Consider the following 17580-nt stretch of genomic DNA (forward strand, 5'->3'; position numbering starts at 1 on the left):
CCGGTTACCCGGGACGCCCTGTCAGCGAATGCCTACGGGGTTGGCTGAACAGCGGCCAATCAGCGGTTTTCGACCGGCGCGCTCGGCGGCGGCGGGTTGCGGGCGCCCAGCACCTGGTTATCGAGGCGGCGGGTTTCATCCTCGCCGACCACTTCCAGTACATTGACCACCTTGGCCACGCCGGCGGTCGTGCGGGCGACGGCGATGGCGACCTTGGCCTCGCGTTCGTTGACGATACCCATCAGATAGACGATGCCACGCTCGGTCAGCACCTTGATGTGGTTGGCCGACAACTGGTTGGTGTCGACCAGGCGGGCCTTGACCTTGGAGGTGATGAAGCTGTCGTTGCTGCGGCTGGTCAGCGGCGTGGCCGGGCCGATGCCCAACTCGTTGAAGACATCCTTGACCCCCTCGATCTTGCGCACTTCCGCCTCGATGCTGGACTTGGCGTCCTCGTTCGGTACCTCGCCGGTGATCAGGATGCGACGATTGAAGGCGGTGAAGTTGGCGTGCGCCTGCTTGGCGTACTGGGCCGGAACGTGGTTGTTGGCCTTCCATTCCATCGTTTCGTCGTCGGTCTGCGTACCGGTCGAGCGGCGATCATGCGCCGACATGACGCTGGCTGCCGCGGCGGTACTCAGCAGGGCGGCTTCCACGCAACCCTGCAGGGCGGGCAGGGTGACGATCAGGGTCAGCGCGGCAAGGCTCAGTTTGGCTTTTTGCATCATTCGACTCCCAGAAGTAGTGCATCGATGCCATCGCACAGGCAGTGGATGATCAGCAGGTGGGTTTCCTGGATACGTGCCGTGCGGTCGGCCGGCACGCAGAGGTGGATGTCGTCGTCGAGCAGCATCTCGCCGATCTGGCCGCCGCCCTTGCCGGTCAGGGCGATGACGCGCATATCGGCCTCGTGGGCGGCCTTGATGGCTTCGATCACGTTGCCGGAGTTGCCGGAGGTCGAGATGGCGAGGAGCACGTCGCCGGCATGGCCGAGGCCGCGCACCTGCTTCGAGAAAATCTGGTTGAACGAATAGTCGTTGGCGATCGCGGTCAGGATCGAGCTGTCGGTGGTCAGCGCGATGGCCGCCAGTTCCTGGCGCTCGGCCTCGAAGCGGCCGATCAGTTCGGCGGCGAAGTGCTGCGCGTCGCCGGCCGAGCCGCCGTTGCCGCAAGCGAGAATCTTGCCGCCGTTGATCAGGCTGTTGGTCATCGTTTCGATGGCGGCGGCGATCGGAGCAGCCATCAATTCGACGGCGTTGAGCTTGGTGTGGGCGCTGTCTTCGAAGTTCTTGGCAACGCGGGCAATCAAATCCATATCATTCGGGCTATTGTGTCCATAGATCAGGCCATTCTACCTCACAGCTCGACGAAGACCTCGAAGGCCACGCGTAGCCAGGGATTTTTGTTGTCGCTTACCGACGACACGCGGGCGGTCAATCGGTCGCCGGCGTCCATGGCTGCGGCGATCAAACGGTTTTGGGCGCACGGCACGTAGCCCAGCTTCTGCCCGCGCCATTCGACGCGGATGGCGTTGCGGTCATGGCGATTCTCCGGTTCGCGCACCAGCGTCAGCGCATCTCCCGCCCGGATGTCCTGCCACACGCCGCTCAAGGCGTAATACTGGCTGCCGGCCAGCGGCGAACTCTGGATCAGGGCGCGTACGCCTTCCGCCTGCGCGCAGCCCAGCCAGGCAAGCAGGCTAAGCGTCAGCAGAAAACGCATCTTTGAGCCATTCCAGCCGCTCGCCGTCGATCAGCACGCAATCGAAACGGCAGTCGCACTCGGGTTTGCCGGCGAGATAGTGTTGTGCGGCGAGAACGATACGACGCTGCTTGGTCGTCGTGATGCTGGCGCCGGCACCGCCGTAGTCGCTGCGGCTGCGCTGGCGCACCTCGACGAAGACCAGCTGCCTGCCGTCGCGGCAGATCAGGTCGATCTCGCCACCGCGTACGCGGAAATTGCGCGCGACGACATGCAGGCCATGGCGTTCCAGATGGTGCGCCGCGCGCGCCTCGGCTTCGCGGCCGCGGGCGGTGGTGGTATCGTCGGCTTTTGTCTGCATGTCCGAGAATATGACGGAAGAATCCGCTGCATTGTATGTTGTCCCGACCCCGCTCGGGAACCTTGCCGACCTCACCCGGCGCGCCGAGGAAATCCTGCGCACCGTGCCCTGGGTGGCCGCCGAGGACACCCGGCACAGCGGTCCGCTGCTCAAGCAGCTCGGCGCCCAGGCGCGCACCCTGCCGGCCCATCAGCACAACGAACACGAAGCGGCGGCACGCATCGTCGACCGCCTGCGGGCCGGCGAATCGGTGGCGCTCATTTCCGATGCGGGGACGCCGGGTATTTCCGATCCGGGGGCACGCATCGTCGCCGCTGTGCGGGCCGCCGGCTGCAAGGTCGTACCGCTGCCCGGCCCGTGTGCTGCGACCACGGCCCTGTCGGCTTCCGGTCTGCTCGACGAGCATTTCCTGTTCTACGGGTTCCTGCCCTCCAAGGGCGGCCAGCGCCGGCAGGCACTGGAGGCCTTGCGCGACACGCCGTGCGCCCTGGTTTTCTACGAAGCGCCGCACCGCGTGCTGGAAACCGTGGCCGACATGGCGACGGTGTTCGGCGAGCGCACCCTGGTCATCGCCCGCGAACTGACCAAACTGTTCGAGACGGTGCATTCCCTGCCACTGGGCGAAGCACTCGACTGGCTGAAGGAAGACCCGAATCGCCAGCGCGGCGAATTCGTGCTGATGCTGTCCGGGGCGCCGGAAGGCGGCGACGATGGCGAAGGCGAGCGCGTACTGAAGCTGCTGCTCGCCGACGGCCTGCCCACCAAGCAGGCGGCGAAGCTGGCGGCGGCGATTACCGGCGCGGCGAAGAACGCCCTCTACGAGCGGGCACTGGCCCTGAAGGAATAGGTTGTGGGCAGTGGGCTGACCCCGGTCGTCATCCGTTCACGGGCGGGGCATTGGGCCTTGTTGGCGCTTGCCGTTCTGTGGGCACTCGCCGGTTGGTGGATCATTGTCGATGGGAGCCTGACGCTGTCGGTCGACAAGCGTTCCTTGCATCCCATGCCGATCGATGGCGAGCAGGCCTTGTTCATGGCGGCTGTATTCCTGTTGCTGTCGACGGTGACGGCGGCCGCCGTCTTGCAAAGCCTGCGGGCCGGCCGGCGCTGGTACGGACTGCTGCTGTTCGTCAACCTCGGCCTGCCGATTGCTGCCTGGCTTGCCTTCCATTGAGGGGCATCTCTTCGTTGTGCCGGGCGGCGGGCTGCTAAAATCGCGGAAGAATGTTTCCGGAAATCCAAACACATATGCAACTCACCATCACCCGCCCCGACGACTGGCATCTCCACCTGCGCGATGGCGAAGCGCTTGCCGCCGTCCTGCCGCACACTGCTCGCCAGTTCGGTCGCGCCATCGTCATGCCCAACCTGAAGCCGCCGGTCACCACCGTCGAGCAGGCGGCTGCCTATCGCCAGCGCATCCTCGCTGCGCTGCCGGCCGGCATGACTTTCGAGCCGTTGATGACGCTGTATCTCACCGACAATACGCCGGCCAGCGAAGTGGCCAAGGCGGCCGCATCCGGCTTCGTCAAGGCGGTGAAGCTCTATCCGGCCGGGGCGACGACCAATTCCGACGCCGGCCTGACCGACATCGCCAAGGCCTACGACACGCTGGCCGAAATGGAGCGTGTCGGCCTGCCGCTGCTGGTGCATGGCGAGGTGACCGATCAGAAGGTCGATCTGTTCGACCGCGAGAAGGTGTTCATCGACACCGTGCTGCTGCCGCTGACGCAGCGCTTCCCGAAGCTGCGCGTGGTCATGGAACACATCACGACCAAGGACGCCGCTGAGTTCGTGGCGTCGACGCCGGCTAACGTCGGCGCGACGATCACCGCCCACCACCTGCTGTACAACCGCAACGCCATCTTCCAGGGCGGCGTGCGCCCGCACTGGTATTGCCTGCCGGTGCTGAAGCGCGAAACGCACCGCGAGGCGCTGGTGGCGGCGGCGATTTCCGGCAATCCGAAATTCTTCCTCGGCACCGATTCGGCACCGCATGCCAAGGGGGCCAAGGAGGCTGCCTGCGGTTGTGCCGGCTGCTACACCGCCTATGCCGCCATCGAGCTGTACGCCGAAGCCTTCGAACAAGCCGGAGCGCTCGACAAACTGGAAGGTTTTGCCAGCTTCCACGGTCCGGACTGGTACGGCCTGCCGCGCAACGGCGACCGGATTACCCTGGCCAAGCAAGAGTGGACCGTGCCGGCCGAGTATCCGTATCTCGCCACTGACAGCATCGTGCCGCTGCGGGCCGGCGAAACCCTGTCCTGGAAAATGCTCTGAGGAAACCCATCATGCGTCTGCGCACTCTTCTCCTGCCGCTGCTCGCCCTGCCGCTGTTGTCAGCCTGCGTGAATGACGGCGCGACGTATGAAGTCGACGGTACCCGCGAGCATGGGCTGTCGCTGATCCGCGAACAGCCGTATTTCTGGGACAGCAAGATCAATCTCTATCTGGTCGTTTCCCGGATGCCAGCCTGCATGCGCCGGCACAGCCTGGGCATGGGCACGGAAAAGACCAAGGTCGAGGTCTATCAGGTGCCTTCCGGCGCCTTCGTCGTCAAGGTTGGCAAGAAGATGTTCGCGACCGAAACGCAGACCTGCGAGAGCTTCGCCAAGATGGACAGCGAGCCGCCGGAGGGGTTGGGCACCCTGATGGGTACCTTCCGCGTCAAGAAAGGCGTGCTTGTCTTCGTCAAGGCCGACGAGGCGGATAAGTCCGTAACTGAAGAGTGAGCGCACGCTCACTCTTTGATTGTTTCCTGTTCGATCCCTTGCGGTGCTGGCTCGGGCAATTGCCCGAGCGGCCGGATTGCGAGGCCTTGCGGGCGCTTGCCGAGCACTATCCGGTGCATGCCGACAACGGGCGGCGCATTCGCTTTGTGCCGCCGCAGGATGATGGCCGGATCTACGAGTGCCGCATCCATGAGTCCGGCGAAGTCGAGACGCGACCCGACAACTGGCACGATTTCTTCAATGCGCTGGTCTGGTTGAGCTTTCCCCTTACCAAGAATGCCCTCAGCGCCGCCCATGTAGGCGCCATGCAGGCTGCTGGCGAGCAGCGGGGAAAAGTACGCGATGCGCTGACCCATTTCGACGAGTGCGGCATGGTTGTTTTGTCGACCAATCCCGAACTGCTCGACTTGCTCCGCCAGTTTCGCTGGCAGGAGTTGTTCGTCGAGCGCCGCGCCGCCGTGCGGCGCGATATGCGATGGGTGGTTTTCGGGCACGCCACTTACGAGGCGCTGCTTTCCCCTTTTCGTGGCCTGACCGCCAAGGCCGTTCTGTACGATGCGGACGGCGAATGGCTGGCGATGGACACCGAACGCTTGAGGGCCGAGGTGGACGGGCGGCTGGCCGCCGATATCCGCATGGCCCGCTGGACGAGGGCGAGGGATCTGCAGCCGGTGCCCTTGCTGGGTATTCCGGGCTTGACCCCGGCCAGCGAGTGTCCCGCCTTTTACGATGACACCTGGCAATTTCGTTCCGGCCGCCGATGTTGATGCGGTGATAAGCTTGGCAGATCGTTTTCTGTCGGTATGTCGTCATGAATCACTCTGTCGAACAGCACGTTCGTAAACCCCGTGGCCGCGACATCCACGAAGAGCATCGCGTATCCACTCCCCTGGAACTGTTATTCGATCTGACTTTCGTGGTCGCCATTGCGCTGGCTGCCGCCCAGTTGCATCACGGTTTGGCAGAACATCATCTTGCGCAGGCCTTGCCCGTGTTCGGGCTGGTCTTTTTCTCCATCTGGTGGGCATGGATGAACTATTCGTGGTTCGCCTCGGCATACGACAATGACGATACGGCATTTCGACTGCTCACCATGCTGCAGATGCTTGGCGTTCTCGTTCTGGCGACGGGTATCGGCGGCGCATTCGAGGGACAGTGGGCGGCGATGGTTTTCGGCTATGTCCTGATGCGCGTGGCGCTGGTCGTGCAATGGGTGCGCGCCGGCCGCGGCGACCCCGAGCGCCGTTCAACCTGCTATCGCTATGCTCTCGGCGTTGCTGCCGTGCAGGTTTTCTGGGTTGCCCGATTGTCTTTCCCTGCCGACTGGATGTGGCCGATGGCGGTTCTCGGGGTCGTACTGGAGTTGGCGGTTCCGGCATGGGCCGAACGGGTTGGTACGACGCCATGGCACGCTCACCATATCGCCGAGCGCTACGGTTTGATGACCATCATCGTGCTGGGCGAATGCGTTCTGGGAACCGGCAACAGTATCGCCAGCGTGCTGCAGAGCGAGGGCTGGTCGTGGGGATTGGCCGTAGTCGGTATTGGTGGCCTCGGCTTGGTGCTGGCCTTGTGGTGGATCTATTTTTTATTGCCTTCGGCGGAGGCGCTGCACCATCATCGTGAACGCGCCTGGGGCTGGGGTTATGGTCATTTTTTCGTCTTTGCCTCGGTTGCGGCGCTCGGTTCCGGGCTGGAAGTTGTCGCTGACATGCTCAAGGTGTCCTCGCATGGCGGTGCAGAGGGGAATGGCTCGACCTCGCTGGAGGCCATCTTGTTTCTGGCGGTGCCGCTGACCATCTACGTGCTGGCGGTATGGCTGCAATGGGGCTGGGTGACGCGCGCCCGAGAGAGGCAGACGGGCATTGCGTTCCTATGTCTGGCCTGTTTCGCGCTGGTCGTGGTTGCCGTCGCGTTGGGCTTGCCCTTGCCGTGGGCCTTGCCCCTGCTGTGCGTGGGACCTTTGGTCGTGATCGTCTACAACGAGCACGGCCGCAAGCATTGCGGCGAATTTTTCCAGGTTCGTTGATTCAGCCGGTCTCCGCTGCAAGGCCGGGGAATGCTATTTCTTCCCCGGCCCTCTCGGTCAGGCTGCCTGCTGGATACCGCCGATGACATCGAGGCGGTTGATGCCGCTGACGATGGCCTTGATCGAGGCGGTGACGATGTTGCTGTCGATGCCGACACCGAAGGTTTCTCCCTTGCCGGTTGCGGCCATCTCGACGAAGGCGCAGGCGTGGGCATTGCCGTCCTCGCCCATCGGTACCATCGAACGTTCCTCGTAATTGCGTACCTGCACCTTGATGCCGGCACTTTCGAGGGCATGCATCGCGGCGTTGATCGGGCCGTTCCCTTCGCCGGTGAGGATGTGCGGCGTGCCGTCGATGTCGACCGAGAGACGGATGCCCTGCGCGCTGCCATGCTCGTAAAGGTGGTGCTCACGATAACGGACGACGTTCTGTGCATCGAGGTAGGTCTGGCTGAAGATGTTCCAGATGTCGTCTGCGCTCACTTCACCGCCATGTTGATCGGTATGGCGCTGGACGACGCCCGAGAACTCGACCTGGAGGCGGCGCGGCATGATCACGCCGTACTCGGTTTCCATCAGGTAGGCGATGCCGCCCTTGCCGGACTGGCTGTTCACCCGGATGACCGAGTCGTAGCTGCGACCGACGTCGGCCGGGTCGATCGGGAGGTAAGGCACTGCCCATTGCTCGTCCGCCTTTTGAGCAGAGAACCCCTTCTTGATGGCGTCCTGGTGGGAGCCGGAGAAGGCCGTGAAAACGAGATCCCCGACGTATGGGTGGCGCGGATGGATCGGGAGCTGGCTACAGTGTTCGAAGGTGCGCGCAACGGCGTTGATGTCCGAGAAATCGAGGCCCGGATGGACGCCTTGCGTGTACATGTTGAGGGAAAGCGTGACGAGGTCGACGTTGCCGGTCCGCTCGCCATTGCCGAAAAGACAGCCCTCCACGCGGTCGGCGCCGGCCATGAGCCCGAGTTCGGCGGCGGCGACGGCGGTGCCGCGGTCGTTGTGCGGGTGGAGGCTGATGATCACGCTGTCGCGGCGGGCGAGGTTGCGGTGCATCCACTCGATCTGGTCGGCATAGATGTTCGGCGTGGCGATCTCGACCGTGGTCGGGAGGTTGAGGATGACCTTGCGCTGCGGCGTGGCGCCCCATACTTCGGTGACGGCATCGCAGACTTCCTTGGCGAAATCGAGTTCGGTGGCGGTGAAGAGTTCCGGGCTGTATTCGAGGGTGATCTCGGTTTCCGGCATCTCGTCGGCAAGCGTGCGGATGAGGCGGACGGCATCGGTGGCCATGGCGACGACCTCGGCCTTGCTCATGCCGAAGACGTTGTCGCGGAAGGTCTTGCAGGTGGCGTTATAGACGTGGACGATGGCCTTCCTGGCACCCTTGAGCGATTCGAAGGTGCGGCGGATGAGATGCTCCCGCGCCTGGGTGAGCACTTCGATGGTCACGTCGTCCGGGATGTGGCTGCCTTCGATGAGGTCGCGCACGAAACCGAATTCGGTTTCCGAGGCCGACGGGAAGGCGACCTCGATTTCCTTGAAGCCGATGTCGCAGAGCATCTTGAACATGCGCATTTTCTTGTCGGCGTTCATCGGTTCGAAGAGCGCCTGGTTGCCATCGCGCAAATCGGTGCTCATCCAGGTCGGCGCCTTGTCGATGATGCGGCTCGGCCACTGGCGATCGCTGATCCGGACCGGCGGGAAGGCGGTGTATTTGGTGCTGGGGTTCTGCTTCATGGCGCTGTTCCTGAAAGAGGCTTCGATGGACTGCATCTTACGGAACAATGCCCGGCATGTGCTTGCGTTTTATCGCAATGGATGTCGTGTTATTGGTGTTTTATTGTCTGTTTATCTTATTTAAAAGAATAAAATTGTTTTTGATCGACGATGATTGGATGGATATGCTTGTGATGAAGTGTGTTCACCACAAATTGGGGCCCTGCCGGCATTGCTCAAGGCCTTGGAATCGGACAGGGCGCCAAGCGGATGGAGGGGGGCGCAGGATAATGATTTTCCTTTTGTCAGCCTGTGCGACCGAAAATTGCGCCGGTTGATTACTGCTTGAGCGAGGCTTGCTTAAATGGCGCTCAGGCAGCAAGATTGCCGCCTCCATTCTTGCGGGCCATTCCATGGAACTCGATCGCTACGACCGGCAAATCCTGACCATCCTGCAGCACGATGGGCGCATCAGCAACCAGGATCTGGCTGACCGCATCGGCCTGTCGCCTTCGCCTTGTCTGCGCCGCGTGCGCACGCTGGAAGAGTCGGGGCTGATCGCGGGTTACCGGGCACACCTCGACGCCAAACGGCTTGGGCTGACGCTGACAGCACTGATCGGCATTTCGATGGACCAGCACACCCCCGAGCGCTTTGCCAACCTGGAGGCCAGCGTCGCCGATATTCCGGAGGTCCTGGAATGCCTGTTGATCACCGGTCAACAGTCGGATTACCAGCTCAAGGTCGTGGTGCGCGACATGGATGCCTACCAGGATCTGTTGCTCAACAAGCTGACCCGGATTACCGGTGTGACCGGCGTACATACCAGCTTCGTATTGCGCAAGGTCATCGACCGGAGCGCCTTGCCGGTCGGCGCGAATACGCCCTAATCCCGGGCGCGCTCGAAGACGCGGGAGGCGAGATCCGCCGGGTCGTGGAGGGTCGGGAAGGGAAGGCTGGGCAGCGATGCGGAAAAGTAGGTTTCCCACTGCTTTTCCGACAGTTCCACCTCGGTCACGCTGGTGACGCGGCGTTCCTGGTAAAGGCGGCGCTCGCTCAAGCCCTTGGGGGGGCCTGAGTTGCGCATGCGCCGATCCCGCCGTTTGCGGCGTTCGCTGGAGATGGCTTTGGGTTGGGGCTGCACATCGGGCATCTCGGCGCCATGGGCCCGCAGCAGATCGACGATGGCGCGGTGTTCGCCGCGTAGCGCCATGCGGATCGGGCCGCCCCTGCCCTGGGCGTTCGGGGCATGGATGTCGGCGCCTCGCCAGATGAGTTCGCGGACGAGGTCGATATGCCCCTTGAAACAGGCGACGCGCAACGGCAACCCGGGGTCGCCGTGAATGTCGGCTTCCTCGATGTCGGCACCGTGATCGAGGGCGATCATGGCTGCTTTCAGATTTCCTTTTTCGACGGCTCGTCGAAGTGCGCTATACATGGTTCCGGTTCCTGCAAACGATAGCCCGGCGCTCAAGCTCTGGTCGATGCTGGCTTTTGTTACCGGGTACGTCTCAAGCGTATCGCTGCCCGCCATAAACCGCTGTTAAATGCTTCACGAAGCGGGCGACGACGGTTGTCGGGCTGAGGAGCGGGGCAAGCGCGTATAATCGGCCCCGGAAAGTCGGCCAGGCAATCGCTGGATACTTCGGTATCGGGAGGAAAGTCCGGGCTCCATTGGGCAGGATGCCAGCTAACGGCTGGGTGCTATAAGTCGCAAGACCCAAGGCAACGGAAAGTGCAACAGAGAACAGACCGCCGATGGCGTCGCAAGACGCACAGGTAAGGGTGAAACGGCGAGGTAAGAGCTCACCGCGTCCACGGTAACGGCGGACGGCACGGCAAACCCCATCCGGAGCAAGACCAAATAGGGAAGCTGAGGCGTGGCCCGCGCTGCTTCCGGGTAGGTTGCTTGAGCCTGTCGGTGACGGCAGGCCTAGAGGAATGATTGCCGAACCCCGCAAGGGGGGAACAGAACCCGGCTTATCGGCCGGCTTTCCACTTTTATTCGTTTACGGCAACTGCTGTTCGCGCGCTATTTTCCAGTGGCCGTCTTCGCGGACGACGGTGAGAATCTTGCCGCGAGCGGTTTCGCGATAGCTGCCCGACGCGTAGTCCTGCAGGAAGCTGACCTGGTACTGGCCTTGTTCCGTCGGCTCGATGGCGACGTTGCGCAGATCGAGCGTGATGGCGGCGGCACCGGCGAGCTTTCTGGTCCGGGTGTTGGTCCAGGCATCCCGACTGCTGCCGTCGGCCGGTTTGAACGCTGCGGCGTAGGCGTCGAGGTAGGTGGCAACGTCGCGATTGCGCCATGCCTGGCGCCAGGATTCAAGCATGGCACCAATCTCGATGTCGGCCGGAACCGCGGCAACTGCCGTTACTGCCACATCCTTGCTGGCGGCAGCGACCGGAGGTGCCGATTCCGCAATCACGCTGGCCGGAACCGATACAACCACTGCGGCCTGAGGCTCGGCGGATGGCGCTTCGCCAGGGGACATCGTCAGCCAGCTGGCTCCAGCGCCCAGGGCCGCCGAGACGACGCAGGCCAGAATCATCTGCCAGGACGTCGAACCGCTTTTCGTCGGACGGGCCTCTGGGGCAGCGACGTAGGGAGCTTTGGTGGCAAGCGCGATGACCGGTTCGCTGGCGGCCCCGCCCAAGGCACTGTTCAGTTGCCGCAGGCGATCGGCCATGGCTTTTTCCTGATGGGCGGCAAACCGGGCGGCCGGGTGCGAACCTGGCGGCGTCAGGAATGCGGCATCGATCAGGCTTCCGGTGCGGAGGGTATTCAGGGTGGCCACGATGGTTTCCTCGCTGCGGGTCGTCGATAAGGACCCGATGGCCTCATTCTGGTCGCGACCTGCGGCAGCGGAAATCGATTAATTCACGCTTGAACGCGTTTTCCGTCCGAACGATTTATTTCGAGAGATGGCGCATCGCGCGTTCGAGGCCATCGAGCGTCAGCGGGAACATCCGGTCGGCCCCGATCACCTCGCGGATCATGCCGATCGACGCTGTGTAATTCCAGTGCGCTTCAGGGAGTGGGTTGAGCCAGGCGGCATGCGACCAGGTGTCGATCATCCGTTGTAGCCAGACGGCGCCGGCTTCCTCGTTCCAGTGCTCGACGCTGCCGCCGGGACGCCCCACTTCGTAGGGGCTCATGCTGGCATCGCCGACGAAGATCAGCTTGTAATCCGGGCCGTAGGTATGGATGACGTCCCAGGTCGACAGCTTTTCGCCGTGCCGCCGACGGTTGTCCTTCCACACGCCCTCATAGACGCAGTTGTGGAAGTAGAAATGTTCGAGATGCTTGAATTCGGCACGCGCGGCGGAGAACAGTTCCTCGCAGGCCTGGATGTGGTCGTCCATCGAGCCGCCGATGTCGAGGAAGAGCAGCACCTTGATGGCGTTGTGGCGTTCCGGGCGCAGGTGCAGGTCGAGCCAGCCGCCGTTGCGGGCGGTGCCGGCGATGGTGCCGTCGAGGTCGAGCTCGGTCGCCGCGCCCTTGCGGGCAAAGCGGCGCAGACGGCGCAACGCGACCTTGATGTTGCGCACGCCGAGTTCGACCGTGTCGTCGAGATTGCGGAATTCGCGCTGATCCCACACCTTGATCGCCGTCCGGTTGCCGACCGATTCGCCGCCGATGCGCACGCCTTCCGGGTTGTAGCCGCCATGGCCGAAAGGTGAGGTGCCGGCGGTGCCGATCCACTTGCTGCCGCCGGCGTGGCGTTCCTTCTGCTCGGCCAGCCGCTCCTTCAACTGTTCGAGTACCTTCTCGTAGCCCAGCTTCTGCAGGCGGGTGCGGTCGGCTTCCGACAGATGCTTGCGGGCGGCCAGTTCCAGCCATTCCTCGGGGACCATGGCGTCGAAGCCGGGTAGCGCCTCGATGTCCTTGAAGTATTCGCCGAAAGCCCGGTCGAAGCGGTCGTAGAGGGCTTCGTCCTTGACCAGCAGGGTACGTGACAGCAGGTAGAAGTCGTCCAGACTGCCGGTGACCAGCCGCGCTTCCAGTGCTTCGAGCAGGGCCAGCAGTTCCTTGGTCGACACCGGCAACTGGCGCGACTTCAGGTGCAGGAAGAAATCGACGAGCATTTACGACTTGTTGCGGCGGCTCATGAAGGCCAGGCGTTCGAACAGGTGCACATCCTGCTCGTTCTTGAGCAGCGCACCGTGCAGCGGCGGGATGGCGTCCTTGGCCTCCTTGGCGCGCAAGGCTTCCGGCGGGATATCCTCGGCCAGCAGCAGTTTCAGCCAGTCGATCAACTCGCTGGTCGACGGCTTCTTCTTCAGTCCGGGAATCTCGCGCAGGTCGAAGAAGACTTCCAGCGCTTCCTTGAGCAGCTCATGCTTGAGCACCGGGAAATGCACGTCGACGATGCGCTGCATCGTCTCCTTGTCCGGGAACTTGATGTAGTGGAAGAAGCAGCGGCGCAGGAAGGCGTCGGGGAGTTCCTTCTCGTTGTTCGAGGTGATGATGATCAGCGGCCGGTGCCTGGCCTTGATGGTGCGGTGCAGCTCGTAGCAGTGGAATTCCATGCGGTCGAGTTCGCGCAGCAGGTCGTTGGGGAACTCGATGTCGGCCTTGTCGATCTCGTCGATCAGCACCACCGACGGCTGGTCGCATTCGAAGGCCTGCCACAGCACGCCATGCACGATGTAGTGCGAGATGTCCTCGACGCGCGGGTCGCCCAGTTGAGAGTCACGCAGTCGGGAGACGGCGTCGTATTCGTAGAGGCCCTGCTGTGCCTTGGTCGTCGATTTGACGTGCCACTGGAACAGTGGCATGTTCAGCGCCCGCGCCACCTCCTCGGCGAGCAGCGTCTTGCCGGTGCCCGGCTCGCCCTTGATGAGCAGCGGACGTTGCAGGGCAACGGCGGCATTGACCGCCAGGGTCAGATCGCGCGTGGCGACATAGCTATCGGTACCTTCGAATTTCATTGTTTGTCTTCGGTGCTGGGGATGAGGGGATTGTATGACTAAAGAGGTCGGCGGAAGTGCCCTACAATGCGGCATGGAATCGATTCAACTCCCTGAAATACACTGGCTGGAAGGCGGCCATGAGCACCGTGCGGGCTGGCGTTCGGAAGCCGGTGTCGCCCCGCACGGCGAGATCGGTATCGTCGACGACCGCTCGTCGGCCGACGACACTTACCGGCAACTGGAATCCGGCACGGCGTTGCTCTGGCGTGGCGACTGGGTCAATGCCCGGCACCTGATGCAGGCACTCACCAAGCGGGCCGACCGCCGTTTCGGCGCACAACGCGGCAAGGCGCCGAAGACGCCGGCCGAGGCCTTTGCCCGTCACCGTGAAACGCAGGGCAAACGGGCAGCCTTGCTCAATCGCCTGCTGGTGCCGCTGGCCGGCGACTACAGCGTGCCGCTGCGCCGGGCGCAGGATGTTGGCGAGGCCTGCCGGGCGGCCTATGGTGAAGCGTCGGGGGAACCCAGCCTGGTGGCCTTGCGCGAACTGCTGGCCGTGATCAGTGCCCATGAATGGCGCAAGAAGGGTATCCCGGTCCCGGCCGTTCAGGGACGCATCTATCCGCATTACGGCGTGTTCTCTCCGGTCCGTGGCGAGTACGTCGATCTGGTGGCGACGGCGCCGATACCCGCCGGCTGTGCGTTGGCCTTCGATATCGGCACCGGCTCCGGGATCATCGCCGGCGTGCTGGCGCGGCGTGGCGTGCCGCAGATTGTCGCCACTGATCAGGATGCACGCGCACTGGCCTGCGCTACCGAGAACATCGAGCGTCTGGGGCTGTCGGCTCAGGTACGGATCGTCAAGGCAGACCTTTTCCCGGACGGCAAGGCGTCGCTCGTTGTCTGCAATCCGCCCTGGTTGCCGGCGCGGCCGACATCGCCGGTCGAATATGCCGTCTATGACCCGGAATCGCGGATGCTGCGCGGCTTTCTCCACGGGCTGGCGGCGCATTTGGCCGACAACGGCGAAGGCTGGCTGATCATCTCCGATATTGCCGAATTGCTCGGCCTGCGTTCGCGCGAACAATTGCTGGCCTGGATCGCCGAAGCCGGGCTGAAGGTCATCGATCGCTTCGATACGCGGCCGAAGCATCCCAAGGCGAACGATGCAGGCGATCCACTACATGCCGCGCGGTCGGCCGAAGTCACGTCCTTGTGGCGTCTCGGGAAAACCTAGGGAATAAAACGATGGTCCGCTCCGTTTACTCAGGTGTAGCACCCCAAAACCAACGGAGACGACCATGAAAAAAACAAACCTGATGTGCGCGCTGCTGGTGTCGATGACGCTGGCGGCTTGCGCCGGTGGCGGCATGAAGTCGGCACCAGCCATGATGTCGGATGGCGCGCTGACCGGCGCCAATGGCATGACCCTCTACACCTTCGACAAGGACGCTGCCGGCAGCGGCAAGAGCATGTGCAACGGGCCATGCGCCACCAACTGGCCGCCGTTGTTCGCGATGGATGGCGACATGGCGAGCGGTGAGTACAGCATCGTCAATCGCGACGACGGCAAGAAGCAGTGGGCGTTCAAGGGCAAGCCGCTCTACTACTGGGTCAAGGACCAGAAGCCGGGTGACCGGACCGGCGACGGCTTCAACAACGTCTGGCGTGTCGCCAAGCCCTGACCTGCATGGACAGTCGCGCCATCCTCGCCGAACTACCCCGCCTGCGCCGCTATGCGCGGGCGATGCTCGGCGACCGCGCGGCGGCGGACGATCTCGTGCAAGACACCCTGGAACGTGCCTGGAGCCGGATCGCCCAGTGGCGGCCGGGCAGCGACCTGCGCGCCTGGCTGTTTGGCATCATGCACAACCTGCGGGTCGACCAGCTGCGGCGGGGCGGGCTGTCGACCTCGTCGCTCGATGAAGACGAGGTAGCCGATGTTCCTGTCCGTCCGACCCAGAGCGATCTGCTCGAAGTGATGGACCTCGAAACCGCTCTTCGCCAGTTGCCGGACGAGCAGCGTGAAATCCTGTTGCTGGTCGCGCTGGAGGAAATGAGCTACGCCGACATTGCCGCCTTGCTCGGTATCCCCATCGGTACGGTGATGTCCCGCTTGTCACGCGGCCGCGAGCGGCTGCGACTGGTCATGGAGGGCCGCCAGCCGGTGGCCGGTCTGAGAGTTGTACGATGAATGCGCATCCGATTTCCGATTTCGATCTGCAGGCCTACGTCGATGAGGCCTTGACGCCGGAGTTGCAAGCGGCGGTCGAGGATCACCTGACCCGGCATCCCGCCGATGCCGAGCGCGTTGCCGCCTATCGTGCCCAGAAACAGGCGCTCAAGGCCCTCTTTCGGCCGGTGCTCGACGAACCGATTCCTGAATCCCTGCACGCGCTGACCGTGCAGCCGATCAAGGCCCCGACCGCCCGGGGCGGTTGGCCCGGCGGTGGCCTGTGGCAACGCCTGGCGGCCGGTGTCGTGATCGCGGCGCTGGGCGGTGTGGGGGGCTGGCTGGCGCATGGCCAGCTGCAGCCAGCCGACCGCTTGGCGCGCGCCCTTCCCTTGTCGCACCAGGCCGCCGTGGCCCATGTCGTGTATAGCCCGGATGTCCGCCGCCCGGTGGAGATTGCCGCCGATCAGGAAGAGGCGCTGGTCAAATGGCTGAGCAAGCGCCTCGGCACGCCGGTCCGGCCGCCCAAGCTGGGGGCGCTGGGGTATGAACTGGTCGGCGGTCGCCTGCTGCCCGGCAACAGTGGTCCGGTGGCCCAGTTCATGTATCACGACGGGAGCGGGCAGCGCATGACGCTGTATGTGACGACCGAAGGCACCGAGAAGCGCGATACCGGTTTCCGCTTCGCCCGCGAAGGCCCGGTCAATGTGTTCTATTGGGTCGACGGCAAGTTTGGTTATGCCCTGTCGGCCGGCATCGACAAAGGCGAACTGGCCAAGGTAGCCACTGCCGTGTACGACCAGCTCGACCAAAAATAAACGCAGCACCCCAACCCCGAGGAGATTTTCATGCAGAAAAATTGTTTCGCGCTGTCGGCGCTGGTGCTGGCCTTGCCGTTCGCCAGTGCTGTCGGTGCGGCTGACAGCGCGCCGGATGCCGGCCAGGTCGTGGCTGCCATCGAAGGGGTATTCGGCACGACCCCGGGCGAACGACGCAATCACATCAAGGGTACCTGTGCGGCCGGCGACTTCGTCGGAACCAGGGAGGCCGCCAGGATCAGCGCCTCGCCGCTGTTTTCCGGCAAACCGGTGCCGGTCGTTGCCCGCTTCTCCTTGTCGGGCGGCAATCCGAAAGCGCCGGATGTCGCCAAGAGCGGGCGCGGCATGGCCCTTGAGTTCCAGTTGCCGAAGGGGCAGTTGCACCACATCACCATGCTCAACACGCCGATGTTCGGTGCCGCCAATCCGCAGACCTTCCTTGACCTGATGCAGGCCTTGCAACCGGATCCGGCAACCGGCAAACCTGACCCGGAAAAGATAAAAACCTTCAAGGCCAGCCATCCGGACAACAAGGCGCAGGCCGATTACCTGGCGAGCAACAACCCGCCAGCCAGCTATGCCAGCAGCAGCTATTGGGGTATCCATACCTTCAAGTTCGTCGACAAGAAAGGCAAGGCGACGCTGGTGCGCTGGCAATTCGTCCCGCAGGATGGCGAGAAACGCCTGAGCGATGACGAGTTGAAGACGGCGGGGGGTAACTTCCTTGAGTCGGCCCTGATCGAAAGGACCGGGCAGGGCCCGGTGCGCTGGGACATGATGGTCAGCATCGGCCAGCCGGGCGATGCCGAAACCGACCCCACGGTGCTCTGGCCAGCCGAGCGTCCGCAAATCAAGGCCGGGACGCTGACGATCCGCAGCGCAGTCGCCCAGAAGGGGGCGCCGTGCGAGCCGATCAACTACGATCCGCTGGTCATGGCGCCAGGTATCCAGCCGACGGCCGACCCGGTCCTGCAATTCCGCTCACCGGCTTACGCCGTCTCGTTCGGCAAGCGCCTGAGCGAACGCTGAGCACTCGGAAGCACTCATGAAAAAGGCCCGCATCGCGGTGCGGGCCTTTGCTTATTCGAGAAAAGGGAGGCGCCCCCCGGGGGAGTGGAGGCGCCTCCAAG

At 63.5% G+C, this 17580-nt stretch carries 21 protein-coding genes and 1 other RNA gene; 13 read left to right on the top strand and 9 right to left on the bottom strand.

Annotated elements, in window-relative coordinates; all coding sequences use genetic code 11:
- Positions 1 to 59: 59 nt before the first annotated feature.
- Genes F1002_RS00105 through F1002_RS00120 form a run of 4 tightly spaced genes read right to left on the bottom strand, consistent with a single transcriptional unit; the run spans position 60 to position 2062 of the window.
- Positions 60 to 725 (bottom strand): BON domain-containing protein, encoded by a 666-nt coding sequence (locus F1002_RS00105; RefSeq protein ID WP_223879395.1) that lies wholly within the window; start codon positions 723 to 725, stop codon positions 60 to 62.
- A complete protein-coding gene (locus tag F1002_RS00110; RefSeq protein ID WP_150427011.1) occupies positions 725 to 1315 on the bottom strand; it encodes a phosphoheptose isomerase in 591 nt (196 codons plus the stop codon). Before F1002_RS00110 ends, F1002_RS00105 begins: the two co-directional genes overlap by 1 nt.
- Before the next feature lie 41 nt (positions 1316 to 1356).
- A complete protein-coding gene (locus F1002_RS00115; protein WP_150427012.1) occupies positions 1357 to 1722 on the bottom strand; it encodes an HIRAN domain-containing protein in 366 nt (121 codons plus the stop codon).
- The gene (locus tag F1002_RS00120) at positions 1700 to 2062 is read right to left on the bottom strand and encodes a YraN family protein (RefSeq protein WP_150427013.1); all 363 of its coding nucleotides are present in this window, start codon (positions 2060 to 2062) and stop codon (positions 1700 to 1702) included. Before F1002_RS00120 ends, F1002_RS00115 begins: the two co-directional genes overlap by 23 nt.
- Before the next feature lie 10 nt (positions 2063 to 2072).
- Between F1002_RS00120 and rsmI the strand changes: the two genes are divergently transcribed.
- The 6 genes from rsmI (at position 2073) to F1002_RS00150 (ending at position 6820) form a co-directional block, all read left to right on the top strand.
- Complete coding sequence (gene rsmI / locus F1002_RS00125; RefSeq protein ID WP_150427898.1) at positions 2073 to 2909, top strand: 16S rRNA (cytidine(1402)-2'-O)-methyltransferase; 837 nt, start codon at positions 2073 to 2075, stop codon at positions 2907 to 2909.
- Between the two features lie 3 nt (positions 2910 to 2912).
- On the top strand, positions 2913 to 3233 hold the full coding sequence (locus F1002_RS00130) for a hypothetical protein (protein ID WP_150427014.1): 321 nt from the start codon (positions 2913 to 2915) through the stop codon (positions 3231 to 3233).
- A 74-nt stretch (positions 3234 to 3307) separates the two neighbouring features.
- Positions 3308 to 4339, top strand: a complete 1032-nt coding sequence (gene pyrC / locus F1002_RS00135) for a dihydroorotase (RefSeq protein ID WP_150427015.1) — start codon at positions 3308 to 3310, stop codon at positions 4337 to 4339.
- An 11-nt stretch (positions 4340 to 4350) separates the two neighbouring features.
- Complete coding sequence (locus F1002_RS00140; protein WP_150427016.1) at positions 4351 to 4791, top strand: hypothetical protein; 441 nt, start codon at positions 4351 to 4353, stop codon at positions 4789 to 4791.
- Entirely contained in the window at positions 4788 to 5558 is a 771-nt protein-coding gene (locus F1002_RS00145) for a DUF3025 domain-containing protein (RefSeq protein ID WP_150427017.1), read from the top strand. Before F1002_RS00140 ends, F1002_RS00145 begins: the two co-directional genes overlap by 4 nt.
- A gap of 44 nt (positions 5559 to 5602) precedes the next feature.
- Positions 5603 to 6820 (top strand): low temperature requirement protein A, encoded by a 1218-nt coding sequence (locus F1002_RS00150; RefSeq protein ID WP_150427018.1) that lies wholly within the window; start codon positions 5603 to 5605, stop codon positions 6818 to 6820.
- A 57-nt stretch (positions 6821 to 6877) separates the two neighbouring features.
- Here F1002_RS00150 and leuA read toward each other — a convergent pair whose 3' ends face one another.
- A complete protein-coding gene (gene leuA / locus F1002_RS00155; RefSeq protein WP_150427019.1) occupies positions 6878 to 8563 on the bottom strand; it encodes a 2-isopropylmalate synthase in 1686 nt (561 codons plus the stop codon).
- Positions 8564 to 8955: 392 nt separating this feature from the next.
- Between leuA and F1002_RS00160 the strand changes: the two genes are divergently transcribed.
- On the top strand, positions 8956 to 9432 hold the full coding sequence (locus F1002_RS00160) for an Lrp/AsnC family transcriptional regulator (protein ID WP_150427020.1): 477 nt from the start codon (positions 8956 to 8958) through the stop codon (positions 9430 to 9432).
- On the opposite strand, the gene F1002_RS00165 is transcribed toward F1002_RS00160, so the two are convergent.
- On the bottom strand, positions 9429 to 9929 hold the full coding sequence (locus F1002_RS00165) for an ankyrin repeat domain-containing protein (RefSeq protein ID WP_370452079.1): 501 nt from the start codon (positions 9927 to 9929) through the stop codon (positions 9429 to 9431). The two genes, F1002_RS00160 and F1002_RS00165, sit on opposite strands and share 4 nt — an antisense overlap.
- A gap of 230 nt (positions 9930 to 10159) precedes the next feature.
- Between F1002_RS00165 and rnpB the strand changes: the two genes are divergently transcribed.
- Positions 10160 to 10541, top strand: an RNA gene (gene rnpB / locus F1002_RS00170) — RNase P RNA component class A.
- Positions 10542 to 10551: 10 nt separating this feature from the next.
- On the opposite strand, the gene F1002_RS00175 is transcribed toward rnpB, so the two are convergent.
- From F1002_RS00175 to F1002_RS00185, 3 genes are all read right to left on the bottom strand, one after another.
- Positions 10552 to 11340, bottom strand: a complete 789-nt coding sequence (locus F1002_RS00175; RefSeq protein ID WP_150427022.1) for a nuclear transport factor 2 family protein — start codon at positions 11338 to 11340, stop codon at positions 10552 to 10554.
- A gap of 115 nt (positions 11341 to 11455) precedes the next feature.
- Positions 11456 to 12631 (bottom strand): VWA domain-containing protein, encoded by a 1176-nt coding sequence (locus F1002_RS00180; RefSeq protein WP_150427023.1) that lies wholly within the window; start codon positions 12629 to 12631, stop codon positions 11456 to 11458.
- Positions 12632 to 13477: a MoxR family ATPase gene (locus tag F1002_RS00185; RefSeq protein ID WP_150427024.1), complete on the bottom strand. Its 846-nt coding sequence runs from the start codon at positions 13475 to 13477 to the stop codon at positions 12632 to 12634.
- A gap of 34 nt (positions 13478 to 13511) precedes the next feature.
- Between F1002_RS00185 and F1002_RS00190 the strand changes: the two genes are divergently transcribed.
- From F1002_RS00190 to F1002_RS00210, 5 genes are all read left to right on the top strand, one after another.
- Positions 13512 to 14696, top strand: coding sequence for a class I SAM-dependent methyltransferase (locus F1002_RS00190; protein WP_223879397.1), 1185 nt, complete (start codon positions 13512 to 13514; stop codon positions 14694 to 14696).
- Positions 14697 to 14760: 64 nt separating this feature from the next.
- Positions 14761 to 15144: a hypothetical protein gene (locus F1002_RS00195; RefSeq protein WP_150427025.1), complete on the top strand. Its 384-nt coding sequence runs from the start codon at positions 14761 to 14763 to the stop codon at positions 15142 to 15144.
- Between the two features lie 5 nt (positions 15145 to 15149).
- Complete coding sequence (locus F1002_RS00200) at positions 15150 to 15653, top strand: RNA polymerase sigma factor (RefSeq protein WP_150427026.1); 504 nt, start codon at positions 15150 to 15152, stop codon at positions 15651 to 15653.
- Positions 15650 to 16450, top strand: coding sequence for an anti-sigma factor (locus F1002_RS00205; protein WP_150427027.1), 801 nt, complete (start codon positions 15650 to 15652; stop codon positions 16448 to 16450). The genes F1002_RS00200 and F1002_RS00205 overlap by 4 nt, the downstream gene beginning before the upstream one ends.
- A gap of 30 nt (positions 16451 to 16480) precedes the next feature.
- Entirely contained in the window at positions 16481 to 17479 is a 999-nt protein-coding gene (locus F1002_RS00210; protein ID WP_150427028.1) for a catalase family peroxidase, read from the top strand.
- Positions 17480 to 17580 lie beyond the last annotated feature (101 nt).

Origin of the sequence: Dechloromonas sp. CZR5 (assembly GCF_008711155.1) — a bacterium.
Taxonomy (GTDB): Bacteria; Pseudomonadota; Gammaproteobacteria; order Burkholderiales; family Rhodocyclaceae; genus Azonexus.

Coding starts and splice junctions, on each gene's coding strand:
- F1002_RS00105 (WP_223879395.1), bottom strand. CDS start 725: ATGCAAAAAGCCAAACTGAGCCTTGCCGCGCTGACCCTGATCGTCACC.
- F1002_RS00110 (WP_150427011.1), bottom strand. CDS start 1,315: ATGGATTTGATTGCCCGCGTTGCCAAGAACTTCGAAGACAGCGCCCAC.
- F1002_RS00115 (WP_150427012.1), bottom strand. CDS start 1,722: ATGCGTTTTCTGCTGACGCTTAGCCTGCTTGCCTGGCTGGGCTGCGCG.
- F1002_RS00120 (WP_150427013.1), bottom strand. CDS start 2,062: ATGCAGACAAAAGCCGACGATACCACCACCGCCCGCGGCCGCGAAGCC.
- rsmI (WP_150427898.1), top strand. CDS start 2,073: ATGACGGAAGAATCCGCTGCATTGTATGTTGTCCCGACCCCGCTCGGG.
- pyrC (WP_150427015.1), top strand. CDS start 3,308: ATGCAACTCACCATCACCCGCCCCGACGACTGGCATCTCCACCTGCGC.
- F1002_RS00140 (WP_150427016.1), top strand. CDS start 4,351: ATGCGTCTGCGCACTCTTCTCCTGCCGCTGCTCGCCCTGCCGCTGTTG.
- F1002_RS00150 (WP_150427018.1), top strand. CDS start 5,603: ATGAATCACTCTGTCGAACAGCACGTTCGTAAACCCCGTGGCCGCGAC.
- leuA (WP_150427019.1), bottom strand. CDS start 8,563: ATGAAGCAGAACCCCAGCACCAAATACACCGCCTTCCCGCCGGTCCGG.
- F1002_RS00160 (WP_150427020.1), top strand. CDS start 8,956: ATGGAACTCGATCGCTACGACCGGCAAATCCTGACCATCCTGCAGCAC.
- F1002_RS00165 (WP_370452079.1), bottom strand. CDS start 9,929: ATGATCGCCCTCGATCACGGTGCCGACATCGAGGAAGCCGACATTCAC.
- F1002_RS00180 (WP_150427023.1), bottom strand. CDS start 12,631: ATGCTCGTCGATTTCTTCCTGCACCTGAAGTCGCGCCAGTTGCCGGTG.
- F1002_RS00185 (WP_150427024.1), bottom strand. CDS start 13,477: ATGAAATTCGAAGGTACCGATAGCTATGTCGCCACGCGCGATCTGACC.
- F1002_RS00190 (WP_223879397.1), top strand. CDS start 13,512: ATGACTAAAGAGGTCGGCGGAAGTGCCCTACAATGCGGCATGGAATCG.
- F1002_RS00195 (WP_150427025.1), top strand. CDS start 14,761: ATGAAAAAAACAAACCTGATGTGCGCGCTGCTGGTGTCGATGACGCTG.
- F1002_RS00200 (WP_150427026.1), top strand. CDS start 15,150: ATGGACAGTCGCGCCATCCTCGCCGAACTACCCCGCCTGCGCCGCTAT.
- F1002_RS00205 (WP_150427027.1), top strand. CDS start 15,650: ATGAATGCGCATCCGATTTCCGATTTCGATCTGCAGGCCTACGTCGAT.
- F1002_RS00210 (WP_150427028.1), top strand. CDS start 16,481: ATGCAGAAAAATTGTTTCGCGCTGTCGGCGCTGGTGCTGGCCTTGCCG.